General features: G+C 62.8%; 4 protein-coding genes. All 4 read right to left on the bottom strand.

The features are described from left to right. Positions 1 to 577: 577 nt before the first annotated feature. Positions 578 to 1279, bottom strand: a complete 702-nt coding sequence (locus tag WAN71_RS05290; RefSeq protein ID WP_422224324.1) for a hypothetical protein — start codon at positions 1277 to 1279, stop codon at positions 578 to 580. Between the two features lie 62 nt (positions 1280 to 1341). Further along, positions 1342 to 1995, bottom strand: coding sequence for an Mce protein (locus tag WAN71_RS05285; RefSeq protein ID WP_422224323.1), 654 nt, complete (start codon positions 1993 to 1995; stop codon positions 1342 to 1344). Further along, on the bottom strand, positions 1959 to 3431 hold the full coding sequence (locus WAN71_RS05280) for an MCE family protein (protein WP_422224325.1): 1473 nt from the start codon (positions 3429 to 3431) through the stop codon (positions 1959 to 1961). Before WAN71_RS05280 ends, WAN71_RS05285 begins: the two co-directional genes overlap by 37 nt. Before the next feature lies 1 nt (position 3432). Then, positions 3433 to 4536 (bottom strand): virulence factor Mce family protein, encoded by a 1104-nt coding sequence (locus WAN71_RS05275; RefSeq protein WP_422224322.1) that lies wholly within the window; start codon positions 4534 to 4536, stop codon positions 3433 to 3435. Positions 4537 to 4538: the final 2 nt, after the last annotated feature.

Below are 4538 nucleotides of genomic sequence, written 5' to 3'. Positions count from 1 at the left end.
CCCCCTGGAGCGCCTCGCGCGCCAGGGCAACGTCTAGGTCGCGTCGTGAAGGTGCATCTCATCATGAGAATCTTTCGGATCAATTCTGGGCCTAAAAGCGCTGTCGGACACTACCATTCAGGAACGGTCCGGAGGTCCCTGGCAGCGTTGGGGGCCGGGCTTTCGATGGCATTCATTGCTGTCTACCCAGCGGCCGCATCGCATGCGTCACCATCCGACGACGACGGGACCGGGCAGTGCACCTTCATACTCACGCCACCGAAAGTCGCACAAATAAATGGATTGACCCTTGTGCTGGCGAGTCTGCGCCCGGGACCGTGCACGATCCATGCCATCCCCAACTCGTCAGTGGTATGTCTGTCCGTAGCCGGCGGGGGTTCGCAGGGAGAATGCGCATCGAAGAATGGTCAAGACCCGGCGGAGGTGCGCTATCCCTACCAGCCTGGCTTGACCTACGTCGTGAGGGGCGAGGGCTGCGCCAGCACATTCGAGCCCCCTTATACGCTTTGCCAGAATTTCGGCCCGTCGCAAACCACCCTCTGATCACGCGCAAGATCTCTACGTCGGCCACGCGGCTCTAAACCGGATCGAATGCCGAGATCAGCCACCGGCCACCGATGTTGTCCATCGTGACCCGGACGATAGAGGAGGTCTCGGTGGGCGCATCGTTACCAACGGTCACCGTCTGGTCAACGAACACCAGGACGACCGCGTGCCGAGGAGTCGCCGACACCGAGGCGGCAGCGGGAACGGTGGCAACGGCCGCAATGTGGTCTTTCTTAGCGCCGGGGACCACCACGTCGTGGGCCAACTGTGTGTAGGAATCCTCGAACTTGCCGGTCAACCGACCGCGGGCAGCCGCCAAATCCTTGTCGACGGTATCGGGCTGGTAGGACAGTAACGCCACGGTGGAATCTTTCGCCGCCGCAACGGACTCGATGCCGGCGACTTTGGACCCGCGAACCCATGCGTCTTGCCACTTCAGAAAGCCTGCGGCCGCCGCTATCACCAAGGCCAGGACGGGCAGCACCCCAAACGCCAACAGTCGCGACCACTTGATTTGGCGCCAACGTGCCTGGGGCTCAACATCTTCGGCCTCCCCGGTTTCAGCGCCCTCGGAGGATGTCTCCTCCGATTCCACGATGTGCACGGTGTCGCGCGCGTTCTCGGCCTCCCCGATGTCGTCGGGCTCGTCGATCTCGGTCGCAACCTGCTCGGGTTTCTCCGTGGAGACCTCGGCCGCGTCCTGGCCGGTCACAGTTTCGGTTTCAACCCGCACTGGGATGGCTCCTTTTCTGGTTCGTCGGATCGGTAGTCGGCGCTTGCCGAACTGCGGCTTACTCACTGCACGAACGCGACGTTGGAAACCTTTGCCTCGTCGCCGACCCTTTTCACCGAGATTCGCATTCGCCAATGCCGTGGCTCCTCTTCTGTCGCACCGACAATTGAGGTTCGGACAGATATGGCGACCAGCACTTGGGCTTCGTCGCTCGATTGCGACTCGAGGCCCGCCTCCGTGACCGTTCCCACTGTCTTGGACTGCGCCTTCTTGACCACGTCAGCGAAAGGTTTTGAACGCTTGGAGAAGTCGTCGTAAAAGGTGTCTGTCGCGGAGTCCAGAATGCGTTGTATATCGGCGTCGGCGTGCTGCCAGTCGATCGTGGTGAGGTTCACCGCGCCCTGCCGCCCCACCTGCACCAACAGCTCGCACTGCTGCTGGGCCCGAAGTGCCTGATACTCCCGAAACCCTAGCCAACCGGCAAGCGCCGTCGAGGCGACCACCGCGACGACACCCAACGCTGTCGCCAACCGTACCGACGACATCGGCCTTGCTTCTGCGGCAACGTCTTTGGGATCGTCGTCCACATCGGCGTCAACTGCGTCGTCGTAATCCTCGGCGTCATCGGCGTCGAGTTCCGTTGCCGCAGAGCTCGTCTCTTCGGCGGTGTCTGGCTTGCTCACTTCCTCGTGGGAGGCATCAGCATGCTTTGCCATGATTGCTCCTTTGCCGCACCTCGGCCCAATTCGGCTGGTGTGTAGGTATGGCCGTCCGGTCCCACGTACATGCCGGTGGCCGGATCGTATTGAAAAGCCGCTATCGGCGGGGGTGGCGGACCGGGCGGCAGCGGAGGTGGCGCCTGCCCCGGCGGCTCCTCACCCGGCCTGTATTGCGGGACGCCCTGCCCCGTATATGTTGCGTTCGGATCACCCTTCCAGTTCCACCCGTCGTTCAGTGGCACGTAGGCTTGGTCGCTTTCGCACATTTTGACGGTCGGCGCGCGCTTGCCCGGCCGGGTTTCACACGGATAGTTGCGCGCGCCGCGCACGTTGAGCATCGAGTCTTGCGGTATCCGGCAGTAAAAGTCGCCTTTGGGAGGCTCCGGGTAGTCCTCGTAACTGGAGTCCCGCTGCTGCTGGGGCGGCAGGAATCCGGTGGTGCATGCGGGCGGCCAGCCGAGGTTCAGGTTGAAGCTCAGGTAGGCACCGAGGTAGTCCTGCTTGGTGTTTCGGTTGGCCACGCCGACCGCTTGGATGTCGGCCGCGCCCTGTGGCAACTCCACCAGGAGGGCTTCGAGGTTGTCCCGGTAGGTGACCCCCACCTGGCCCACACTGACCAGATTGGCCAGCACGATCGGCAATGTGGGGTTAAGCCGGTCGATTAGCTGCCGGCCCTGGTCGGCCGCTGGGCCGCCTTTCTGCAGTATGCCCGCCACCGCGGAGTCGTTGTTCCGTAGCTGCGAGGTAATGGTCGCCAGGTGGGCGGCCCAGGCCTGGACCGAGTCCGATGACCTGGTTTGGCTGTCCAGCAGCGGCTTCGACTGGTCGATCAAAGTCGTGAGGGCGTCCAGGTTCTTGCGGGCGTCGATCGCCAGATCGGTCGTCCCCTTCACCAGCCGGGACAGGTCCGGGCCGAGCCCGCCGAAGGCGACATACCCCTCCTCGACCACCGTTTTCAGGTTGTCGCGCGGGATCGCGGACAGGCCGCGGTTGGCCGCCTCCAGCAGCGAGTTGATATCCGGTGGGACATACGTGCGGTCCAGCGCGATCACGTCGCCGTCTTTCAGCGACGGCCCTTTGGCGGTGCGTGGCAGCAGCTCGACGTACTGCTCACCAACTGCCGAAACGCTGTGCACTTGGGCGTTGAGGTCGGCGGGGACGTGGACGTCCGAATCCAGCTGAAGCACCGCCTCGGCACCGGTCTGGGTGAGGCGCACGGTTTGCACCCGACCAATCTCGACCCCGCGGTAGGTGACGTTTCCGCCTGGGTACAGGCCGCCCGCTTGGGGCAGCTGCACTGTGACCGAGTATCGATCGACCCCGAAAAACACGGTCGGTACCTGCATGTAGGCGAAAAACATGATGGCGCCCGCGATCAAGCTGACCGCAGCGAAAACCACCAGCTGGATTCTGGTTCGCTTCGTCAACACGATGTCACGGCCCCTGATTGAAGTGGTAAGGGACGACTAACGGGTTGCCGGGGTTGTACTGGCTGCCGCCCATGCATGGACTGGGCATCTGGCCAATGGTGCGGCCCCACTGCAGCTCCAGCTCGGTCAGATTGCACTCAAAGCGGGTGCCGGTGAAAAATCCCGAGTCGAGCCGGCTCATTGTGAGGTCGAGGACCGCGGTCAAGTTCGCGTAGTCGCCGCGTAGCCATTTGTTGAGCGTGTCCTTCGGGAAGGGGAACGTTCCGAAGAATCCCAGCGAGCGAGTCAGCGCCGGCCCGGCGTCGGCCAGTGATTGGAGCACCTTACCGAGGTCGTTGAGCTCTTTGACCAGATTTGACTTGGTCTTGTTGACTGAGTCGGCAGCAAGGGCGCCGAATTTGCTCAGCTCGCCGAGCGCGTCGGCGAGATTGTTCCGCTCGTCTTTGAGCACGGTCAACGCGCCCGGCAGTGTCTTCAGCGCCTTGTCGATCACCGGCTTCTGGTCGGCGAATTGACCGACCAGGTTGTTGAGGCTGTCGGTTGCGGCGATGATGTCGTCTTTTTGGTCGTTGAGGTAGCTGACGAACTTATCGAGTTGTCCGAGAAGGCTTCTCAGGTCCTGCTCGCGACCAGTAAAGCCCGTGCTCAACGCTTTGATTATGTCCTGGAGCTGGCCCAGACCACCGCCATTGATCAGCAGCGACACCGCGGCCAGGGTCCGCTCGGTGGATGGGTATGCACCGGCGGATGTCAACGGAATCAAGGATCCACCTTTGAGCTTGCCCTCGGGCGGCACTCCAGCGGGCGGTGCCAGTTCCACGTGCACCGAGCCCAGCAGGCTCGTCTGACCCAGTGTCGCCGTTGCATTGGCCGGCAGGTCGACGCCGCCGTCGATCGTCATGGTGACCACGGCATGCCAGCCCTGAAGTTGGATGTCGGTCACGGTGCCGACGGTGACGTCGTTGACCCGTACGCGCGAATTCTGTTCGAGGTTTTGAACATCGGGCATCTGCGCTTGGATGGTGTACGAGCCCGGGCCGCCGCCCTTGGTGCCCGGTAATTTGAACGAATTCGCGCCGTGGAAACCACAGCCGGACAACGCAGCCAGGG

The organism is Mycobacterium sp. (assembly GCF_049280035.1).
Lineage (GTDB): Bacteria > Actinomycetota > Actinomycetes > Mycobacteriales > Mycobacteriaceae > Mycobacterium.
Note: the sequence above shows the minus strand (reverse complement) of the source record. Positions and strands in the feature narration are given on the sequence as shown.

Excerpts from the sequence above, each read along its gene's own strand:
- WAN71_RS05285 (WP_422224323.1), bottom strand. The coding sequence starts at position 1,995 with ATGGCAAAGCATGCTGATGCCTCCCACGAGGAAGTGAGCAAGCCAGAC.